The 17,572-nt window shown below is 46.5% G+C and carries 12 protein-coding genes; 8 read left to right on the top strand and 4 right to left on the bottom strand.

The annotated features are described in order from the left end of the window. Nucleotides 1-147: 147 nt before the first annotated feature. Nucleotides 148-1,644 carry a hypothetical protein gene (locus DXN04_RS01685; RefSeq protein ID WP_116851571.1) on the top strand — a complete coding sequence of 499 codons (1,497 nt, stop codon included), beginning with the start codon at nucleotides 148-150 and terminating at the stop codon, nucleotides 1,642-1,644. Here the strand turns inward: DXN04_RS01685 and DXN04_RS01680 are convergent. The 4 genes from DXN04_RS01680 to DXN04_RS01665 all read right to left on the bottom strand — a co-directional run bounded on the left by DXN04_RS01680 (nucleotide 1,641) and on the right by DXN04_RS01665 (nucleotide 7,918). Further along, nucleotides 1,641-3,863: an alpha-L-rhamnosidase gene (locus tag DXN04_RS01680; RefSeq protein ID WP_116851570.1), complete on the bottom strand. Its 2,223-nt coding sequence runs from the start codon at nucleotides 3,861-3,863 to the stop codon at nucleotides 1,641-1,643. The genes DXN04_RS01685 and DXN04_RS01680 overlap by 4 nt on opposite strands. Nucleotides 3,864-3,927: 64 nt before the next feature. Continuing rightward, a complete protein-coding gene (locus tag DXN04_RS01675; RefSeq protein ID WP_116851569.1) occupies nucleotides 3,928-5,526 on the bottom strand; it encodes an MFS transporter in 1,599 nt (532 codons plus the stop codon). After that, nucleotides 5,523-6,575: an HlyD family secretion protein gene (locus tag DXN04_RS01670; protein ID WP_116851568.1), complete on the bottom strand. Its 1,053-nt coding sequence runs from the start codon at nucleotides 6,573-6,575 to the stop codon at nucleotides 5,523-5,525. Before DXN04_RS01670 ends, DXN04_RS01675 begins: the two co-directional genes overlap by 4 nt. 5 nt (nucleotides 6,576-6,580) lie before the next feature. After that, nucleotides 6,581-7,918: a TolC family protein gene (locus DXN04_RS01665; RefSeq protein ID WP_116852395.1), complete on the bottom strand. Its 1,338-nt coding sequence runs from the start codon at nucleotides 7,916-7,918 to the stop codon at nucleotides 6,581-6,583. A gap of 84 nt (nucleotides 7,919-8,002) precedes the next feature. Here DXN04_RS01665 and DXN04_RS01660 point away from each other — a divergent pair, with 84 nt between their 5' ends. The 7 genes from DXN04_RS01660 (at nucleotide 8,003) to DXN04_RS01630 (ending at nucleotide 17,453) form a co-directional block, all read left to right on the top strand. Beyond that, a complete protein-coding gene (locus tag DXN04_RS01660; protein ID WP_116851567.1) occupies nucleotides 8,003-8,803 on the top strand; it encodes an AraC family transcriptional regulator in 801 nt (266 codons plus the stop codon). A gap of 96 nt (nucleotides 8,804-8,899) precedes the next feature. Further along, nucleotides 8,900-9,484, top strand: a complete 585-nt coding sequence (locus tag DXN04_RS01655) for a TetR/AcrR family transcriptional regulator (protein WP_116851566.1) — start codon at nucleotides 8,900-8,902, stop codon at nucleotides 9,482-9,484. Between the two features lie 56 nt (nucleotides 9,485-9,540). After that, nucleotides 9,541-10,692 (top strand): efflux RND transporter periplasmic adaptor subunit, encoded by a 1,152-nt coding sequence (locus DXN04_RS01650; RefSeq protein WP_116851565.1) that lies wholly within the window; start codon nucleotides 9,541-9,543, stop codon nucleotides 10,690-10,692. Between the two features lie 21 nt (nucleotides 10,693-10,713). Beyond that, nucleotides 10,714-13,869 carry an efflux RND transporter permease subunit gene (locus DXN04_RS01645; protein ID WP_116851564.1) on the top strand — a complete coding sequence of 1,052 codons (3,156 nt, stop codon included), beginning with the start codon at nucleotides 10,714-10,716 and terminating at the stop codon, nucleotides 13,867-13,869. Beyond that, entirely contained in the window at nucleotides 13,856-15,253 is a 1,398-nt protein-coding gene (locus DXN04_RS01640) for an efflux transporter outer membrane subunit (protein ID WP_116851563.1), read from the top strand. The genes DXN04_RS01645 and DXN04_RS01640 overlap by 14 nt, the downstream gene beginning before the upstream one ends. A 116-nt stretch (nucleotides 15,254-15,369) precedes the next feature. Beyond that, a complete protein-coding gene (locus DXN04_RS01635; RefSeq protein WP_116851562.1) occupies nucleotides 15,370-15,750 on the top strand; it encodes a hypothetical protein in 381 nt (126 codons plus the stop codon). A gap of 140 nt (nucleotides 15,751-15,890) precedes the next feature. Beyond that, entirely contained in the window at nucleotides 15,891-17,453 is a 1,563-nt protein-coding gene (locus DXN04_RS01630) for a S8 family peptidase (RefSeq protein ID WP_116851561.1), read from the top strand. Nucleotides 17,454-17,572 lie beyond the last annotated feature (119 nt).

Here is a 17,572-nt window from a genome sequence, read left to right as displayed (position 1 = left end):
CCCTATGCTTTGCTGACGGCAAAGCGCAGGGATTTAGTAAAGTTTTATAGTGTCAGTTTTTTCGTTATCTTAGTCATACCCCATTAACCGCCTCAGAATTTTAGTTTTCCTCAATATGATCCATACCTAATAAACTATTCTAACAACATGACCACTATTGCGAAAAACTTGGACGCTTACGGAGCTTCATCCCCCTTCCTGCAGTACGTATTTAAAAACAGTACTAACAGGAAATTCATACTGGTAGCATTTATCGCCGGACTGATACAGCTAACCATTTTCAAAATACTCTATCCTTTTCCGGATTTCATTTCTGATTCTTACAGCTATATCGATACGAACCTGTATCACATGAAGGTGAATCTATGGCCTATAGGATACTCTAAATTCATTGCCTTTATTCACCTGTTTACCTCCTCCCACGTATTCCTCGTATATGTACAGTACCTGATACTTTTGGTGACTTTCCTCTATTTCTTTTTCTCCGTATTGTACCTCTATGGTTTACCACGGCGCTTTGCACTGATCCTGTACATCTTTTTGTTCTTCAACCCCATGTTCCTGGTGCTGGCCAATTGTGTACTGAGCGATGCTATCTTTTGCTCCATCAGCCTCATCCTCTTTTCACAATACTTATGGATGTATCGCAGGCCGACATTGTCAAACCTGGTCTTCCAGGCACTCCTGATCGGGGCTGCATTTGTGATCAGGTACACGGCGATCTATTATCCCATCGTGAGCATATGTGCCATCTTACTGGCAACTTATAAATGGCCCCTGAAGCTCATTGGAATGGTACTCCCCTGGTTGCTGATCTTTCCGTTTATCTGGTATACACAACAGGAAACTAAAAAGCTGACAGGTACAGCCGAGTTCTCTGTATTCGGTGGCTGGCAGATAGCAAACAATGCCCTGTATATGTATGGAAATATTAATGTAGACAGTACCAAATTGCCTCCCGGCACTGCAGAACTGGACAGGGAAGCAAGGGCGTTCTGGAAAAAAACGCCGCCTACAGAAGCAGACCTTGCAGAACTGCCCGGTACCTTTTTCATCAAAGTACCTACGGCTATTTTAAAACCTTATCTAAGTACACATGGCTGGGCTACCCTTAGGGGTGCGCCTGGTGGATTCCAGGCATGGGGATCTGTATCACCTGTTTACAATGCCTATGGTAAGTGGCTCATCCGGCATTATCCCATTGAATTTGCACGCTACTACATGTGGCTGAATGTGAAGAATTACTTCATTCCTCACCTGGAAAAATTCGGCTCCTACAATATCGGGATGCGGGAAGTATGGGACCCTGCCAAAATATGGTTCAATATGAAGAGTAATGAAGTCACACTGATCCCATCTATCGAATTCCAGGGCCAGGTCTTCTTCATATTTCCCCTGTTCTTCATGGCCCTGAATATCTTCTTTGCAGGCTGCGCCATCTTCTTCCTCACCAACAAAAAGCTAAGACAAGCCAACAAACCCTTGTTGATTGCCCTGCTCATGGCACTGGCCTTCCTGATCATCAATTTTGGATTCAGTGTATTTGCCACACCGGTTGTATTACGATACCAGATCGTACCCATGATCGTGTTGCTCACATTCACACTCCTGCTCACAGAAAAACAATTCGACACACAGGACTAAAAATCATACATCCCTGCTGCCACCTCCACACTCTCCTTACCCGGAATCATAATCGTGGCCCGGGTGCCGGCAGGGATTTCCACATGCATTGTGAACTTCCCATTGTCTGTTTTCCAATTGGAAACGATCTTTCCATAGGCACAATTATAACTTGCATTCACCCAGGTAAGTCCGCCTCCCGGATGCGGATGGATCAGGATCTTTTCATAGCCCGGACTGGCAGCATCAATACCCGCTACGACCCGGTATAACCATTCGCCCACTGCACCATAAGAGTAGTGATTGTAGGAAATGGCCTGTACAGAGCTATCCGGCCGGATGGCATCCCATTTTTCCCAAATGGTAGTGGCACCCATTTTTACCGGGTACAGCCAGGATGGACAAGTCTCCTGGTTCAGCACTCTGTAAGCCAGGTCCGTATACCCGTTTTCACTCAGTGCATGCAACAGGTATGGAGTACCCAGGAAACCGGTAGCCAGGTGGTTCCCCTTATTCATGACCAGGGTCGCCAGCCGCTCTGCCGCGTTCTTTTTCATATTGACTGGCAGCATGTCAAATTGCAATGCCAGTACATAAGCAGTCTGTGTATTGGTAATTGCTTCACCTTCGGGAGAGATATAATTTTTCAGGAAAGCAGATTTGATCTCCTGCAGGGAACGGGTGTACTTATCCACATCGTCTGACTTACCTAACACCCTGGCTGTATTGATCAGTAACTGCGTAGAATTGGCCCAGTAGCACTGGTCGATATAAGGCAGAGAGGTCGAGTCGCCGGGTGCCAGCCAGTCGCCATAGCCATTGGCCTGCCAGAGACCGTCCTTACTCACACTGTTAATATAATCTACCCAGGCCTTCATACTCATATATTGCCTGTTTAATACCGCGGTATCACCATACACCCAATACAGGGTCCAGGGAATGATAGTAGCAGCATCTGCCCATCCCGCTGTACCACCACGGGGATCTTTGCGATACTTCTTATACACATCCGGGATCACACTGGGAATAGCACCATTCGGAGCCTGCTCTGCAGCCAGATCCTGCAGCCATTTAGCAAAGAATGCATCCACATCAAAGAGGTAACTGGCGGTTCTGCAAAACACCTGTGCATCGCCTGTCCAGCCCAGGCGCTCACTGCGCTGCGGACAGTCAGTAGGAATGTCGAGTGCATTGCCTTTGAAACTCCAGGTAATGTTGTGACATAACTGGTTCAGCATGGCATTGGAAGAAGAGAAGGAGCCTGTAGGTGTAAGGTCTGAATAAAGCGCAATGGCGGTAAAATCCTCCGGCTTCACCCTGCAGCCTTCTACTTTTACATAACGGAAGCCATGCCAGGTGAAATGAGGTTGAAAGCTGGCCTTTCCCTTTCCATCCAGGACATAGGTATCAGTCGCAGCGGCCTCTCTTAAGTTGCCTGTGTAGAAATTACCTTCCTTGTCCAGGATCTCAGCATGATGCAGGCGTATGGTATCACCCGCACTGCCTTTCAATGTGCAGCGAACCCAGCCAGCCAGGTTCTGACCGAAATCAATGACTTGCTCGCCTTTGGGAGTTGTCAAAACTTTCAGGGGATGAAACTGCTCCTTTTCTCTTACAGGAGGCGCAGTACTGGCTATTAATATATCTTTGGGAAAATCTACTGTTTTCACTGGCCCGGATAGAACCGGTTTTAAACGGGTATCATACAATTCACCTTCGTATAGTCCTGAATAACGAATAGGCCCTGTGGTGCATAACCAGCTGCTATCAGATACAATAATTACCTTTCTTCCGTCATTATATGTCAATTCCAGCTGAAAGAGAAGCCCCGCATCATTACCATAGGTATCAGGTTCCAGTGCACCGCCAAAACGGCCCCTGTACCATCCCTCTCCTACAGTTACAGCAATCGCATTAGGCCCCTTTTTCAGTAGTTTCTTCACATCATATTGCTGGAATTGCAATCGTTTATCGTACCGCGTGTACCCGGGTGTAAAGTATGCATCTCCTACTCTTTTTGAATTGATCCTGGCCTCGTAAAGGCCATGTGCAGTGAGGTACAAGGTTGCAGCGCGCAATCCTTGATGTACTTCAATATCTTTGAGGTATACCGGGCAGGGCCGGAGTAATGTATCTTCTTTAAAACCGGGTACAATCCATTTTGCTGATTGAAAAACGGATTGACCCGATACAGTCGTAGCTGTAAGTAATAACAGGCAGAATACTAGTTTATTGATCATATTGGGGATAATCGTCGATACCCGGGGTCGGGTACTCTTTAAAAACCCGAATTTAACGAAAATGTTAATATCCCGCCGGTGCCGGTTGATTCCTCCGCAGGTCAATGACCGTCTTATTCAGGTAGGGTACCCATGCGATCAATAAAATCACGCCTATGATCAAAATACTGATCAGGTAATAGTAATCCATCGAGAACCTGATCTGTGCCTGTAAATCCGCAGAGCGGTAGAGTAAACCGGTAGCTGCGTTTGTCGCTCTGTCCGCAGGCAATCCCTTCACCATCAAGCCTGCTTTATACACGCCCAGTTTTGAATTCACCAGCGGATCCAGTGTTGTCAGTTTATCAAGGAACCGGTTATAATGTCTGCTCTTATCGTACAGCTGGTAATAATTGATCAGGGCAATGCTGCTACAAAAACCGGTAAAGCGGAAAAACACGCCTGTAGCTGATGCTGTGCTTCCCAAATGTGCTGGTACTGATGATATACTAAAGATGATCAATGGTGACATGAGCATGCCAGCTCCCATGCCCTGCGTAACAAGGGGAATGATGAAGGTACCGGCATCCGCCATCGTGGCAAACAGGAAGTTCATCCACAGGTGAAATATCAGCAACAGGCCAAAACCAATCAACCAGGTCCATCTCATTTTTACATTGTTAAGAATCATCCTGGAACTGATTAACACACCTAATACAATCCCAATGATATTCGCAATCAGTATATAAGAAAGATGCATCGGGTCCATACCCAATACATTCGTAAAATAGGTGCTGGTAATATTCAATGCTCCCCTACAGATGTACAATACAAAGATCAGGATCATCCCTAATACATAATTGCTATTCTTAAACACATCCAGGCTGAGATAAGGCCTTTTCAATGCTTTCTGTCTCACCACATGCAAGACACCCAGTACGACTACAGCTATCGATGCCGCCAGGATCCTGCTGTCACTAAACCAATAATATTGCTGCCCGTACAAAAGGACATATCCCAATAAACTCAATGCTGTTGTATAGATCACAAAGCTGGCCCAGTCCAGCTGATACAATGGAAAACGTTTGTTCAACCGCACTGGATTCATCATTACAAACAACAAGAGGGTACCTGGAATATAAGTAAAGATCATCCACTTGTACAACACATTGTAATCAAACGTATCCAGTAAAGGAGCTGTAATCAGTGTACTCACCGCTGTAATGCACAGCAGGTTCATATAAAAAAGTGAATACCCGATCTCCCGCTGGCGGTTGCTCCGCAGTCTGCTAAAGATCAGTGTGATACATACAGAAGAAGAAATACAGTTTGCCATCCCCTGGATGAAACGCAGACTCAGTAAGATATACAGGTTATGTGTTTTGTAACAGCCGTAAGAAGTAATGATTTGTATTACTGCCCCCATCAACAGGTATTCCTTTGTAGCAATGTATTGAAAGAATCGTCTTTCCAGTGCAAAGAATCCTGCCAGCGAAGCGTAGAACAGGACCATGGAATACTGTACATCAGCTGGCTCAATACCATAGTAACCGGCAGAACCGGGTCCACTGGATACAGAGATCCCGAACATCAGCAGGTTTGGCAACAGGTTCAGGAAGATCACGAACCTGATAAACCATTCCGATGCCGTAGCCCATGGTTTAAATATCGTTAGTTTTTTCATTGTGCTTTTGCAATCTTCACAGTTGCGTTCATACCTGCACGAAGTAATAAATCAGCATCTGCTTTGTCAGTCAATTTGATGCGTACCGGTATCCGTTGTACGATCTTCACGAAGTTGCCCGTGGAGTTGTCCGGAGGTAACAGTGAAAAGCGGGAACCGGTAGCAGGAGATAAAGACTCTACCTGACCATTAAATATTTTCCCGGGGTAAGCATCAATCTCAATCTTCGCCTCCTGTCCCACGTGCATATGATGCACCTGTGTTTCCTTGAAGTTGGCCACGATCCACTTACCGGCAGTCTGGTTCACGATGAATGCCAGTGTCTGCCCGGCCTGAACCAGCTGACCTTCTTCGATGGTACGGCGGCCCATTTTACCATCATACGGCGCTTTGATTACGGTATAGGATACATCCAGTGTATTTCTGCCCAGCATGGCTTCCCTGCGTTCTATTTCGGCCATTAATGCCTGCTTTTGTGCTTTGATATCACCTACTTTCGATTCTGAAGCAGCATAGTTGTTCAGCGCAGTCTGGTAATCTGCTTTCGCTACATCCAGTGCTGTCTGCACATTTTCAAGCTGTTGTTTGGTAGCTGATTCCACATCAAACAGTTTCTGATAACGGTCCATTTCCTGCTGCTGCTTCCACAACTTTGCTTTTGCAGCTGCGATCTGTGCCTGTGTTACAGTAGCTGTCTTTGCTGTAGTAGAGATGCTTGATTCCAGTACCTGGATCTGTGCTTTTGCATTCAGCAAAGCAGCATTGGCTTCCTGCTGTTGTAATTTATATTCACTGTCGTCAATCAGGAGCAGGGTATCTCCTTTCTTTACATCCTGGTTTTCTTCGTAGTTGATCTTCGTAATATATCCCACTACACGATTCGTGATCGGGTTGATATATTCTTCTACCTGGGCATCATTCGTCTCTTCGAATTTATATAGGGTCAGGAGAGTGATGATGCCCCATATCGCCAATCCCACTAATATTAAACCGGCTACCCATCCGGTGATAGTGGTTATCACCTTATCGGTCTTTGCATAATTTGCCATAATAATTATAGATTGCCTATTACTTTTTGTAATTGATAGTATTGTACGCGTGCTGCGATCTTTGCTGAAACAAGGTCAAAACGGGTCTGGAGCAATTGTGTATCGGCATCCAGCAGGTCGGTCACGAGGGATAACTGGTTAAAATAAGTGTTGTTTACAATCCTTGCGTTTTCGCTTGCCTGTCTGATATTGGTCTCTGCCACTTCTATTCTCGTCAGTGCTTCCTCATAGCGGAGGTAAGCTTCTTTTACCTGTTGTCTGATTACATCACCGGTTTCTTCGTGCGCTATTTCTTCTCTTTTTAATTCAAGGACAGCTGCCTTTTCTTTGTGCTTGTTATGATAGAAGGCGGAAATAGGAAAGCTTGCTTTCACACCATACATCCCTAATCCATAAGCTGCATCTCCGTAAGGGTAGAACTGTATCTGCGGATACGCGAAGTTGTATTCTGCAAACAGTCCTACCTTTGGCGAGACGTTTGCTTTTACACTTTTCAGCGCCAGCTTTTTCAGTGCTGATTCTCCCTCAGAAATTTTTAACTGGAAGGCGTGCGTGGCAGCTACATTCAGGTACTCTTCATAAGACCCCGGTATTGCATTGCCATCAGTAAGCATACTATCCGCATCAATCCGCTCATTTTCCTCATCTCCAATCAGGATAGCAAGCCGCTGACGGGCAATTGCAATATCATTATCAATTTGCACCATCCCCATCTGCTGCCGGGATAATCTCAACTGTGCTCTCAACACATCGCTCTTCAATACAACTCCATTCTTTTGTAGTTCCTGGATGTGGGCCAACTGCTTTTGCTGGTCTTCTATATCCTTTGCTATTAATTCTTTGAACCGGCAGCTGCGTACCAGATCCAGGTAACATACCGCTGCACTGAATTTTACTTCAGACAGCGTCAGATTCTCTTGTTCCTTCGTTATAGCATGTTCCGTTTGTCCTTTCTGAATTTCAAGGTTGGTCTTATTTCCATTATAGACATTGAAATAAGCATCCCCACCTACCTTGTAATAGTTATGTAGCACAGGGAATTGTGTAGGTGTATGAAAAAATCCATCTTCATACATAGGCATATTCGTTACCCTTGCATAAGCACCATTCACATCGATCTCCGGCAGTCGTTCTGCCTTTGCATTCTTCAGGGATTCTTCACTGGTTTGTACACGGATATGAGCCATCTGAACCTTTTTGTTGTTCTGTGCTGCTTTATCCCATACCTGTTCAAGTGTTAAGTGAATTGGGGCTGTAGTATCGGAAGGTTTTTGTGCCACTGCACACATCGAAAATATTAATACAGGCAGTAATGCACATACCCTTTTGGTATTCGGTCGCATAATCATTATTCTGCATGCAAAGTTAGTACTATGTGAAACGAGCCATTTTATCTAAATTGCCAATTATTTATCCAAACGCGCCACATGTTGTTCCTCGAAGAATATTTAGCAGATATTGATACCATCCCGGACTCGGTGTTCGTCATGACTGATAAAGTAGAACGAAAATGGTCTATGCATGCCCATGAGAAAGGGCAGCTGACCTATGTGGAAGGCGGTATCGCCTATTGCAACCTGCCGGACAGATCCTTTGTTATCCCCGCGCGCCATTATATATGGATACCCAAACACCAGGAACATTATATCCAGGTCCGGCACTCCAGGTTCACTGCCACCCGCAATATATATTTTTATAATTCAGATGACCAGCAATCTCCCTTTTATAGCAGGATGGGCATTTACCCCGTAAATGAGCTGCTGTTGCAGATGATAAACTATACGTCGCGCTGGAAAGGTCATATCCGGCCCGGCGAGACCGGTTTCCGGTTCCTGGCATCCCTGAAAGATATTCTGCCTGAAGTGAGCACAACTACCCTCCCCGTGGCCCTGCCTACCACCACGCATGAACGCCTCCTCCCTATTATTCAATATATCGCCCGCCATTTCGACCAGGAAATCACCCTGGAATCTCTTAGCAATGAATTTGACATCAGCCCCCGTACCCTCTCCCGTTTATTCCATAATATACTTGATATGTCCTTTGTTCAATACCTGAAAATGCTGCGGGTCGTGAAAGGAATTGAGATGATCTTACAGACCAATCAAACCCTGAGCGAGATTGCATACCAAACCGGATATAGCAATATCGCCGCTTTCAGCAAGGTATTTTACCAGGTGACGAACAAAAGACCCAGCGCATTTCAACAGGAAGTGATGTCCGTGTAATTTTCCGTTTACATCTCAGAAAATCGCCAATTGGGCGCGTTGTCCCCAAATCCTTTTCCGCCTCCCCTTACTTTTGTTTAACAATTTTGTTAAATCATGGCGGCAAAAGATAAAAAAACAGAGCAGCATATCATTGATACTGCGATGCACGTCTTCTTCACGGAAGGCCGTCTGCACGCCACCACACAGGATATTGCCGATGCGGCTGGTGTGAACCGGACCCTGATACATTACTATTTCAAGTCACGGGACCAGCTGTTTGATGCGGTATTTGAAAAAGCCAGACTGGAATCCATCAGGGAAGCCCAATCGGTGCTTGGTGCAGCACTCCCCTTCCGGAAAAAGATAGAGCAATTCGTGGATGTATTACTGAAACGATTGGAAACCTATCCTTATCTCGAAATCTCTATGACTACCTCTATGCACAACGGACAGCCCTTTAGGGACGAAGTTCCGGAAATATTTATGCAACAGTTCTTACAGGAGGTAGCACAGGAAATGAATAAAGGAACTATTCAACGCGCGACCCCGGTTCACTTTATCATGAACCTCTTCTCACTTGTAATTTATCCATTTATTGTGAAGCCCCTTAATCAGCATTTGTTTGGACTGAACGAACAGGAATATGAAAAGATTGTTAAGGAAAGAAAGACAGTGATAATGAATACGCTCTTTAACTAATAAGCTCCCTTGTAATCAGCCAGACTTTTTTGTCATGTACATAATTTAAAACTTATATGTCCAAGATGTATTTACCGGTCGCCGGCGCAGCACTTCTATTGCTGTCCTGTGGCAATAACAAGAAAGGGATGCAGGGCCAGGCCGATGCGGCAAAGGACTATGCAGTCATATCGTTAGCTCCCATCAAAGCCACGATCCATTATGATTTTCCGGCTACCATCCAGGGGCAGCAGGTCATAGAAATCAGGCCTAAAGTAGACGGATATGTGAAAGCGATTTATGTAAATGAAGGTGCCAACGTGAAGAAAGGCCAACTGTTGTTCACGATCAACAACCCCGAGTACGAGCAAAATGTAGTCACTGCCAGAGCCGCTATCAAAAGCGCTGTTGCAGATGTGAATGCCGCACAGATGGATGTAAACAAAGTACGCCCGCTGGTAGAAAAAGATATCGTGAGCAAGTACCAGCTGGAATCTGCACAGTATACCCTGGAAGCAAAACAGGCTGCGCTGGCACAGGCGCAGGCCACACTGGCAAATGCCGAAACCAATCTGGGCTACACCATTATCAAAGCACCTGCCGACGGCGTGATAGGTACCATCCCTTACAAGATTGGTGCCCTGGTGAGCAGTACCAGCACTGAAGCACTGACTACCCTCTCTAACATAGGTAACATATATGCCTATTTCTCTCTGAACGAAAAACAATTGCTTGACTTCTCTGAAGAAGTACCCGGCAATACACTCGAAGAGAAAGTAAAACACCTGCCTGAAGTAACCATGGTATTAGCCAACGGCAGTGAATACTCCCTGAAAGGTAAGATCGAAACCGCCAGCGGGTTGATCGCCACCGCTACCGGTACTGCCCAGTTCAAAGCTACCTTCCCCAACCCGATGGGTATCATTAAAAGCGGTGCCAGCGCAATTATCAGGATTCCCAGATCTGAAGATTCCGCACTGGTCATTCCCCAGGGTGCCACATACGAACTGCAGGACAAACGTTTTGCTTACATCGTAACCAAAGACAACTACACAATCAGTCGTGCTATCACGACCACAGCTAATGACAACGGACAATTCTTCATCGTCAAGAGTGGCCTGAAACCCGGTGACAAAGTAGTGTTGGAAGGTGCCAGCACGCTGCGCGACAGTACCCTGATCAAACCACGCATGGTGAGAGCCGACAGCCTTTACCAGAAGATCGACTAGCCTATTATTAAAAAAGGAATTATGCTTAAGACATTTATAGAACGTCCTGTACTCAGTACGGTGATCTCGGTGATCATTGTCATACTGGGTATCCTTGGACTCGTATCGCTGCCGATAGCGCAATACCCTGACATCGCACCTCCTACGGTACAGGTGTCTGCCAGCTATACCGGTGCTAATGCCGATGTGGTACTAAAAAGTGTGATCGTGCCGCTGGAAGAACAGATCAACGGTGTGGAAGGAATGACCTACATGACCAGTAGTGCGACCAACGACGGTTCCGCTACCATCAGTATTTATTTCAATGTAGGCCGTGACCCGGATATGGCAGCCGTAGACGTACAGAACCGCGTATCTACCGCCTCCAGCCTGCTACCTGCCGAAGTAACACAGGCCGGTGTAACCGTAAAAAAGCAACAGAGCAGTAACCTGCTCATCACGGCTATCTATAGCGATAACCCGGCTTATGACCAGACCTTCCTCCAGAACTATGCGGAGATCAACCTGATCCCTGCACTGAAAAGGGTAAACGGGGTAGGTAACGCCAGTGCCTTCGGTACTATGAACTACTCCATGCGCATCTGGCTCAAACCCGATGTAATGTCAGTATATGGCCTGGTACCTGCTGATGTTACGAATGCTCTTAGTGACCAGAACATAGAGGCCGCACCAGGTAAATTTGGAGAACAGGGGAACCAGAGTTTCCAGTATGTAATTCGCTATACAGGTAAACTGAAAAGTGCGGATGAATTTGGGAATATCATCATCAAATCTACCGGCAACGGCCAGTTCCTCCGGCTGAAAGACATTGCCCGTATTGAACTGGGCGCACAGTCATACAATAGTATGGCCACTGTAAATGGCTACCCGGCTACCAATATCTCTATCAACCAGACAGCCGGTTCAAACGCCAGCCAGGTAATCAATGACTGTAAAAAAGTACTGGCAGAAGCTGCGAAAGACTTCCCGAAAGGCTTACATACCACCAACATGGTGGACATCAATAAATTCCTGGATGCCAGTATTGAAAAGGTCATTCATACACTGATCGAAGCCTTCATCCTGGTATTCATCGTTGTATTCATCTTCCTGCAGGACTTCAGGTCTACCCTGATCCCTGCTATCTCGGTACCAGTTGCGATCATTGGTACTTTCTTCTTCCTGAACCTGTTTGGTTTCAGTATCAACCTGCTTACCTTGTTTGCATTGGTACTGGCTATTGGTATCGTGGTGGATGATGCCATCGTCGTCGTCGAGGCGGTGCACGCCAAACTGGATGCTGGGTATAAGTCGGCCAGGAAGGCATCTATCGATGCGATGAGCGAAATCTCCGGTGCGATCGTTTCCATCACCCTCGTTATGTCGGCGGTATTCGTACCTGTTACTTTCATCAGCGGATCTACAGGTGTATTCTACAAACAATTTGGTATCACCCTGGCCATTGCTATCATCCTCTCTGCTATCAACGCATTGACGCTGAGCCCTGCACTGGCTGCCCTCTTCCTGAAACCACATGCTGAAGAGCATAAGAAGAAGAACTTCATGCAGCGGTTTTATACCTCCTTTAATACCGCATTTGATACTGTTACTACTAAATATACCCGCTCTGTGACCTTCCTGTCCAGGAAGCTCTGGCTGGTATTGCTGGGTGTCGTTGTATTTGGAGGCGGCCTCTATTATCTCATGACTTCCACTTCCAGCAGCTTTGTACCGGACGAAGATATGGGTACTATATTCGTTAACGTGAGTATGCCTCCGGCCACGAGTATGGAACGCACTACCGTGGTCGCGAATGAACTGGACAGCATAGCCCGTACTATTCCGGCGGTGAACAACTCACTGCGTATGGTGGGACAAAACATCCTGGCTGGTAGTGGTAGCTCCTATGCGATGATTATCCTGGAACTGAAAAACTGGAAGGATCGTAAGATGAGCAATACGGATGTAATCGGGGCGCTCATGCAAAAGTCATCATACATCAGGGGAGCACAGATCCTCCCGATCTCCCTGCCTACCATTACCGGTTTTGGTATCGCCGGCGGTTTCTCCTTCCAGTTGCAGGACAAAGGAGGTCATACCACCGATGAGTTTTACAAGGTAGCACAGGACTTCCTGGGCGCACTGGGTAAGCGTCCTGAAATACAATATGCATCTACCACTTTCAACCCCAACTTCCCGCAGTTCCTGCTGGAAGTAAATGTGGCCAAGGTGAAAGAAGCAGGTCTCACCGTTGACAACGTCATGAATGCCATGCAGGTGTATTATGGTGGTTATTATGCATCCAACTTCAACCTGTTTGGTAAGCAATACCGCGTCATGATCCAGGCAGATACTGCCTACCGGGCGAATATCGAAGGGCTGAATAAGATCTATGTGAAGTCCTCCAGTGGCAATATGGCCCCCATCACGGAGTTTGTAAAACTGACCAGGGTATTCGGACCTGAAAGTATTGCACGTTTCAACCTGTTTACTTCTATGTCGGTAAGCGGCGCGCCGAACAATGGTTACAGCTCCGGTCAGGCACTGAAAGCGATTGAAGAAGTGGCAAAAGAAAAACTGCCGCCTGGTTATGGTTATGAGTTTTCCGGCATCAGCCGTGAGGAACAAAGCAGTGGTACGCAATCCATTTATGTGTTCATTCTCTGCCTGGTTTTCGTATACTTCCTGCTGAGTGCACAATATGAGAGTTACCTGCTACCATTTGCAGTACTGCTGTCATTGCCGGTAGGTCTGACAGGTACCTTTATCTTTGCCCGCATTTTTGGTATCGACAATAATATCTATCTCCAGATCTCGCTGATCATGCTCATTGGCCTGCTGTCAAAGAACGCTATCCTGATCGTAGAGTATGCAGTAGAAAGACGACGACATGGTATGACCCTGCTGAATGCAGCGGTAGAAGGTGCAAAAGCACGTTTCCGCCCCATCCTCATGACATCTTTTGCCTTCATATTTGGCCTGATGCCGCTCATGTTCGCCAGCGGTGCGGGTGCGAATGGTAACCGCTCCATCGGTACAGCCGCAGTAGGCGGTATGCTCTTCGGTACCATGATAGGTATATTCATGATCCCTGTATTATTCATCATCTTCCAGACCCTGCAGGAGAAAGTAAGTACTAAAAGGGTAGAAGAAGACGATGATACAGACACTAAAAGCGTAACACATGAAATCCAATAATAAACAAGCACTGTTGGTGATACTCGCCGCTGCCAGCTTCGTTGCTTCGTGCAGGGTGACAAAGCCCTACAAGCAAGCAGAGGCTGTGGCAGACAGTAAGTTGTACCGCGACAGTACATCTACCGATACTACAACCATGGCCGACCTGCCCTGGACACAGTTATTCACCGATCCACACTTGCAGGCCCTGATCAGGGAAGGCATACAAAATAACCTGGACCTGAAGATTGCAAATGCACGTATGGATGCAGCAGCGGCCAATCTCCGCCAGAGCAAACAGGCCTTCCTCCCTTCAATAGATGCCACGGCTTCTGTGACCCAGCAGAAGGTAGCCGCCTCCCAGGGGGGTAACTTTATCAAGGCGAACCGTATCTACCAGTTGTCTGCCTCAGCCAGCTGGGAAGCTGATATATGGGGTAAACTGCGCAGTACCAAGCGTGCTTACATGGCGGCTTTCCTGCAAAGTGAAGCCTATCGCAGGGCCGTACTCACCCAGCTGATTGCCAACATTGCATCTAATTACTATGCGCTGCTGGCGTATGATGAGCAACTGAAAATTACCCGTCAAACCGTGGAAAACCGCAAAGCAGATGTGGAAACCATGAAAACACTGAAGGAAAGTGATGTGGTAACTGGTGCCGACGTGGTACAGAGTGAAGCCAACCGCTACTCCGCTGAAGTCACGATTCCAGACCTGTTGCAAAATATCCGGGAAACAGAAAATACCATCAGTGTATACCTGGGCCGTACGCCCGGTGCCATCGAAAGAGGTACCCTGGGGGAACAATCTGTGAATGCGGACCTGAAAACCGGCTTACCGGCACAGTTACTCGCTAACCGTCCGGATGTACAACAAGCTGAATATCAGCTTCGTTATTACTACGAACTGACGAATGTGGCCAGAACTTATTTCTACCCCAGCCTGTCAATAACGGCTACTGGTGGTTTGAACGGGACGACCCTGGACAACTACTTTGATGCCTCTCATTTCTTCGGTAATATCGTTGGAAGTCTGACCCAGCCGATCTTCCAGCAGGGGCAGAACAAGCAACGTTTACGGGTAGCGGAAGCCAACCAGGAAGAATACCTCGTCACCTACAAAAAAACCCTGCTCACAGCGGGCCAGGAGGTAACGAACGCCCTGTTTGATTACAATGCTGCCGTAGATAAGGCCGCCATCAGGGGCCAGCAGATTGCTTACCTGCAAAAGTCTGTAGACTATACGAAAGAATTACTCAAGTACACTTCCAATACTAACTATACGGATGTACTTACATCCGAGCAAAGTCTGCTGTCCGCCCAGCTGAACAGCATCAGCGACAAGCTGCAACAGCTACAGGCGGTGGTGACGCTGTACCGAAGCCTTGGAGGCGGATGGAAATAATCAGTGTGCCTTATCAGAACAGGACATCTCTAAATTGCCGGCATACGGGGAACGTGTATCTTACTTTTGATACACGTTCTTCTTTTTATACTATCTTGCGACATTAATTTTATTGTATGTCAGCAAGCAGTGATCAAAGGACGGCGCTCTATTCAAGGATCTTTATTGCCATTTATACCATATTGATGACACCCATAGGCGGTGCTATTCTTTTTTGCGTAAACCTCAGAAACACAGGCCGGCTGAAGAGCATTCCCTTTGTAATGCTGGGTGCCATGATATTTGAATACTTCCACCTCCAAATGATCCTGCATAACCATACCGGCAGAACTGATGTCATCTTTGTACCCTCCCTTATTTTTGCCTTTTTACTGAGTTTCCCGGTATGGCACCTGCTTTTGAGAGGCATTCCCCCGTACAAATTATTACCTGCCTGGGTACCATTGATCATCATGGCGGTTGTGTGGCTGGGTATAATTGCTTACTTTAACATTTAACATTTTCAAAGGGTTATAATAGCTATTTTCGACCCTTTAATTCCCCAGAGCAAAGACAACTTTAAAAACAAACATAAAACCTACCCCGGGAGCATATATATTCTATTGAACTGCTACTGTGGAGTCAATGATCAAAACATATGAGTATTTTCAAAAACGCAGCCATCGCCGCCGCATTGTTACTGTCCGCCTCTATGGTGCATGCACAGCTTCCCAACTGGCAGAATATGGATCTGGAAAAGGATTCCGTTTTCGGTATCAGCGTAGAAAAAGCGTACAACGAGCTGCTGAAAGACAAGAAATCTAAACCTGTAGTAGTTGCCATTATCGATAGCGGTGTGGACACCGCACATGAAGACCTGAAATCTTACCTCTGGGTGAACCTGAAGGAGAAGAGAGGGAATGGTAAGGATGACGACAAGAATCACTATACAGATGATATTAACGGCTGGGACTTCATCGGTTCTGCCAAAGGCAATGTAAGTTATGACAACCTGGAACTGACCCGCCTGGTGCGTGCCGGCCAGGCCCGTTTTGCAAACCCATCTGCCGACACCAATGGTCTCTACCAGTACAAACAGTTGCGTGCTAAGTACGACCAGGAAATGGACGAGGCTAAGAAAACCCTGTATGGCATCAACCGTTTCAAGGGTATGCTGGATACCATGGTAGCTAAAATGAATAAGGAGAATCCGACAGCGGCTGATTTCCAGACCTTTAATGCGGACAACCCGGTGGAAGAGCAGATCAAGCAGGTGGTAGGTCAGCAGCTGCTGCGCTACCCTGACTATAAAACCTTCAAAGCCAGTGAGCTGGATAGGGCGTATGATCATTTTAAGGAGCAGGCGGATTACCAGCTGAACCTGGAGTATGATCCACGCGCTATAGTGGGTGATAACTATGCAAATGTAGACGAGCATTATTACGGTAATAACGATGTCACTGGTCCGGATGCGGATCATGGTACACACGTAGCAGGTATCATTGGTGCGGGTCGTAACAATAACCTGGGTATCAATGGTGTAGCTGACAATGTATTGCTGATGTCCGTACGTGCGGTGCCTAATGGAGATGAAAGAGACAAGGATGTGGCAAATGCACTGCGTTATGCGGTGGATAATGGGGCGAAGGTGATCAATATGAGCTTTGGTAAGCCTTACTCTCCGAATAAGAAGGCGGTAGATGATGCGGTAAAATATGCGATGTCTAAAGATGTGCTGCTGGTACATGCAGCGGGTAATGATGGTGAGAATACGGATTCTGTGGGAAACTATCCTAACCGCAAGTACCTGGATGGAGGTATAGCAGATGCGTGGATTGAGGTAGGTGCGTCTGGTCCGAATGATGATGAGACATTGCCGGCTTCTTTCTCTAACTATGGTAAGGATGCGGTGGATGTATTTGCACCTGGTGTGGCGATTTATTCTTCAATTCCGGGTTCAAAATATGATTATCATGATGGAACGAGTATGGCGGCACCGGTGGTAACTGGTTTGGCGGCGTTGATTCGTTCTTATTATCCTAAGCTGACTGCGCTGCAGGTGAAGGATATTATATTAAAATCTGTGGTGAAGATTGAGCATCCTGTAGCGATTGGAGATGAGAATGGGGAGGCTAAGCAGGTGCAGATGACGGATTTGTGTAAGACGGGTGGTGTGGTGAATGCTTATAAGGCGTTGCAGTTGGCGGCGACTTATAAATAAGGTTGTTTTGGATGCTCTTTAATAAGTAGAATTAATTTCGATAAATGGAAAAAGCCCCGCATGTGCGGGGCTTTTTTACTGTCTCAGATTAAGCTGCCTGAAATTTTTAAAATAAATTT

It is taken from the genome of Chitinophaga silvisoli, from assembly GCF_003412465.1.
In the GTDB taxonomy this organism is placed as follows: Bacteria; Bacteroidota; Bacteroidia; order Chitinophagales; family Chitinophagaceae; genus Chitinophaga; species Chitinophaga silvisoli.
Note: the sequence above shows the minus strand (reverse complement) of the source record. Positions and strands in the feature narration are given on the sequence as shown.

Bases quoted from the DNA above. Each gene is read 5' to 3' on its own strand.
- DXN04_RS01685 (WP_116851571.1), top strand. From the start codon at position 148: ATGACCACTATTGCGAAAAACTTGGACGCTTACGGAGCTTCATCCCCC.
- DXN04_RS01680 (WP_116851570.1), bottom strand. From the start codon at position 3,863: ATGATCAATAAACTAGTATTCTGCCTGTTATTACTTACAGCTACGACT.
- DXN04_RS01675 (WP_116851569.1), bottom strand. From the start codon at position 5,526: ATGAAAAAACTAACGATATTTAAACCATGGGCTACGGCATCGGAATGG.
- DXN04_RS01670 (WP_116851568.1), bottom strand. From the start codon at position 6,575: ATGGCAAATTATGCAAAGACCGATAAGGTGATAACCACTATCACCGGA.
- DXN04_RS01665 (WP_116852395.1), bottom strand. From the start codon at position 7,918: ATGCGACCGAATACCAAAAGGGTATGTGCATTACTGCCTGTATTAATA.
- DXN04_RS01660 (WP_116851567.1), top strand. From the start codon at position 8,003: ATGTTGTTCCTCGAAGAATATTTAGCAGATATTGATACCATCCCGGAC.
- DXN04_RS01655 (WP_116851566.1), top strand. From the start codon at position 8,900: ATGGCGGCAAAAGATAAAAAAACAGAGCAGCATATCATTGATACTGCG.
- DXN04_RS01650 (WP_116851565.1), top strand. From the start codon at position 9,541: ATGTCCAAGATGTATTTACCGGTCGCCGGCGCAGCACTTCTATTGCTG.
- DXN04_RS01645 (WP_116851564.1), top strand. From the start codon at position 10,714: ATGCTTAAGACATTTATAGAACGTCCTGTACTCAGTACGGTGATCTCG.
- DXN04_RS01640 (WP_116851563.1), top strand. From the start codon at position 13,856: ATGAAATCCAATAATAAACAAGCACTGTTGGTGATACTCGCCGCTGCC.
- DXN04_RS01635 (WP_116851562.1), top strand. From the start codon at position 15,370: ATGTCAGCAAGCAGTGATCAAAGGACGGCGCTCTATTCAAGGATCTTT.
- DXN04_RS01630 (WP_116851561.1), top strand. From the start codon at position 15,891: ATGAGTATTTTCAAAAACGCAGCCATCGCCGCCGCATTGTTACTGTCC.